Genomic DNA, 223 nt, shown 5'->3' with positions numbered 1-223 from the left:
ATGGAGGATTCCATTACTTGGGTAACGCCAGTAGTGTCAACGGCAAAGTTGACGCCATGACCATTAGTCAGTGCTTTGATAGCTGCGACAGGGTCTTCAGTCTTACTATTAATGATATCAGTTGCGCCTAATTCTTTAGCTAAGGCTAAACGATCATCGACGATATCCACGGCGATAACTTTGGTACAGCCAGAAATTTTACCAGCCATCATGGCCGCTAAGC

1 protein-coding gene is annotated in these 223 nt (G+C 45.3%); it reads right to left on the bottom strand.

Annotated elements, in window-relative coordinates:
* Positions 1-223, bottom strand: a 223-nt coding sequence (locus EKM80_RS13705) for a zinc-binding dehydrogenase (protein ID WP_164509584.1), incomplete at both ends; no start/stop codon positions are given.

Origin of the sequence: Loigolactobacillus jiayinensis (genome assembly GCF_003946445.1) — a bacterium.
Taxonomy (GTDB): domain Bacteria; phylum Bacillota; class Bacilli; order Lactobacillales; family Lactobacillaceae; genus Loigolactobacillus; species Loigolactobacillus jiayinensis.
Note: the sequence above shows the minus strand (reverse complement) of the source record. Positions and strands in the feature narration are given on the sequence as shown.